The organism is Candidatus Poribacteria bacterium (assembly GCA_016866785.1).
Lineage (GTDB): Bacteria > Poribacteria > WGA-4E.
Map to the genome: position 1 here is coordinate 1 of VGLH01000237.1, position 3,080 is coordinate 3,080.

A 3,080-nucleotide genomic window follows, 5' to 3' on the forward strand; every position below is an offset into this window, starting at 1 on the left:
CTGCCCGCAGGATGCCGTGAAGAACCCGTCACACAAGCGTCTCATCTTCGGCGAAAATCCCCCGGACGAACGGCGCGAGGCCGGACACGCGGAGAACATCCTGTAGCATGGTCAGCACTCCATCCAGAGACCGTGATTCTGACCCACATTCTAACCGGTTCTCGTATGTCACAACTTAGCAAATGAGGTCAGTCATGAAGTGTTGCGGCGTGGCTCGCCCTGTGGTAACCTCGTCGCCCGTGGCATCATCCATAGGGCTGAGCGTCGAACGTGTGCGTCGACCCGAGCCGCGGATCGTCCTAAGCACGGCGTCCGCTCCGGCTGTCGGGCAGCATGGACCGCAGGAGGCTTGACAGATGCGTCGGAATCTCGCTTGGCTGCTCGTTCTGTCGGTTGGGATCGTTGGAGTCCTAGCCGGCTGTGCGACGGGATCGCCGCTGGGACGCATGTCCCCCGTGCGGCCGCTGGCCGCCTACGAAGGAGACGACGCGGCGATTGTCGTCGATGCCGCAACAAAGCCGGAACCCACCTTGGAGCTCACCAAGGAGGGAGTCACGGTACGTGTCCAGTATTGGCGCAAGTACGAGCTCGACCGCAAGCTGAACAAGGGCACGACGACGTCCGCGTTCTACACCGAACCGACGTGGAAGCAGGGCGATCAGGTGGACGTTTTCCATGTGTCCATCAAGAACGACCGAAAGGCGCTCCTGCGCGTCGCCTTGCGTGATTTCTATGTCGAGGACGACCTTCGGCTGCGCGCCGACATGGACGGCAATATCTTCCGCGCGTTGAGCGAGGACGACAACCAGAAGCGGCTGCTATACAAGAAGGGCAGAGACCTGTCGATCGCCAACGGTTTCGAGACCATCCACCCGCTCCTCTTCGAGACAGCCGTGCCGAAGGGCGAGATCGAGCCGGGCGTCACAACTGAGGGCTTTGTGCCGTTCTACGGATTCAAGCCCAACGCCACGAAGCTCGTGCTGACCATATCGGTCGAGGCTGCACCGGAAGATTCGAGCATCGGGCGGTATCGGAAGCTCGACTTCCAGTTCCCCTTTGGGTTCGACAGGTCCATCTTCGCGGCGCAGCCGGCGACCGTTCGGTACTAGCGCCGCCGCTCGGATCCGCGAGACCCTCGTGTCGCCGCCTTCGGGGGGCTGACCGAGGGTTCTCCGTCTCTAGGCTCTGCCGATGTCCCAGATCGTCGTCAGGGACCTGACGAAGACGTTCCGCGTCTCCGAACGTCAGGCTGGCATGTGGGGAGCTCTGCGCGGAGTCGTTCGCCGGCGATCCCGCATCGTGACGGCGATCCGCGACCTGCGGTTCTCCATCGAGCCCGGAGAACTCGTCGGGTACATCGGTCCCAACGGCGCGGGAAAGTCAACGACCGTCAAGACGATGACCGGCATCTTGGTGCCCGACTCCGGGACGTGCGAAGTCCTCGGCATGGTGCCCTGGCGGGAGCGCAGCCGATATGTCCGCCACATCGGCGTCGTCTTCGGACATCGCACTCAGCTCTGGTGGGACCTCCCTGCTGCCGAGTCCTTCGAGCTCCTGCGCGACATCTACGACGTGCCGCCGGAGCGATACCGGCGAACGATGGACGAGCTCACCGACCTTCTGGCGCTCGAGCCGCTCCTCGACATGCCCGTTCGACAGTTGAGCCTCGGACAACGGATGCGCTGCGACCTGGCGGCGTCGCTCCTCCATGAACCGGAGGTGTTGTTCCTCGACGAGCCGACCATCGGTCTCGACGCGGTGTCCAAGCTCGCCGTGCGCAACTTCATCCGACGAACGAACCAAGAGCGTGGCACCACGGTCATCCTGACGACCCACGACATGGATGACATCGAGGCGCTGTGTCGGCGCGTGATCGTCATCAGCAGCGGCACGATTCTGCTGGACGGCACAATGGCAGACCTGCGCAGCCGCGTGTCGAATGAGCGCCGCCTCACGGTCGATCTGTCAGACGGATCGGAGCCCTTCGAACACCCCGAAGCAGAGCTCGTGCGCCAAGAGGGAAGCCGGATTCACCTGCGCTTCGACCCCAGCCGCGTCTCGGCGGCTGACCTCCTCTCGTCGATCATGTCGCGCTACGCCGTGCGCGATCTGTTCGTGGAGAACGCTCCCATCGAGGAGGTCATCGCCCAGCTCTACGAAGGCGACCACGGGTGAGAGCCTACTGGGCTGTGGGATCCGCTCGCTGTCGGGAGTTGCTTCAGTACCGCGCCGCAGCCGCAGCCGGCATCGCCACGCAGGTCTTCTGGGGCTTCATTCGACTGATGATCTTCGGGGCGTTCTACGCATCCTCGACGGTCGAGCCCCCGATGTCCCTCGCTGAGGTCACGACCTTCGTCTGGCTGGGACAGGCGCTTTTCCGGGCGCTTCCGTTCGGAGTCGACCTGGACGTGCGCGAGAAGATCCGCACGGGAACCGTGGCATACGAGCTCGTGCGCCCATTGGACATCTACTCGCTGTGGTTCGCGCGGTCTGCGGCGTTCCGCATCGCGCCGACGCTGTTGCGAGCCCTGCCGATGCTTCCGATCGCGGTCTTCTTCGGGCTGGGAGCCCCGCCGTCGGCAGCATCCGGCATCGCGTTCGCCGCCTCCCTGGTTGCCGCTCTGACGCTCAGCTCAGCGATCTCCGTGCTCCTCAACACGTCGCTTCTATGGACCGTGTCCGGCGAGGGGATCGCCCGGATCGTCCCGTCCATCATGTTCCTCGCGTCTGGGAGCATCGTTCCACTTCCCCTCTTCCCGGACTGGACGCAGCCGATCCTCAAGGCGCTGCCGTTCCGTGGCATCGTCGATGTCCCGTTCCGCATCTACAGTGGCAACATCAGCGCGGCTTCGGCGATCGGAGAGATCGCGGGGCAGTTCCTCTGGTGCGCGGCGCTGATCCTCGCGGGGCGATGGGCGCTGGCTCGTGGTCTGCGCCGCGTCGTCGTGCAGGGAGGCTGACTCCGATGGGACTCGTCGCGCTGTACCGTCGGCTGATCGCCGTATCCATCCGATCGCAGATGCAGTACCGGGCTTCGTTCCTGATGCTGTCGTTCGGCACGCTGGTCACGGCATCGACCG

At 64.2% G+C, this 3,080-nt stretch carries 3 protein-coding genes; all 3 read left to right on the plus strand.

The features are described 5' to 3' along the window. Positions 1-356 precede the first annotated feature (356 nt). The 3 genes from FJZ36_18735 (at position 357) to FJZ36_18745 (ending at position 2,960) form a co-directional block, all read left to right on the plus strand. A complete protein-coding gene (locus FJZ36_18735) occupies positions 357-1,109 on the plus strand; it encodes a hypothetical protein (GenBank protein MBM3216935.1) in 753 nt (250 codons plus the stop codon). A gap of 82 nt (positions 1,110-1,191) precedes the next feature. Continuing rightward, positions 1,192-2,175, plus strand: a complete 984-nt coding sequence (locus FJZ36_18740; protein ID MBM3216936.1) for an ATP-binding cassette domain-containing protein — start codon at positions 1,192-1,194, stop codon at positions 2,173-2,175. Continuing rightward, a complete protein-coding gene (locus FJZ36_18745; protein ID MBM3216937.1) occupies positions 2,172-2,960 on the plus strand; it encodes an ABC transporter permease in 789 nt (262 codons plus the stop codon). The genes FJZ36_18740 and FJZ36_18745 overlap by 4 nt, the downstream gene beginning before the upstream one ends. Positions 2,961-3,080 lie beyond the last annotated feature (120 nt).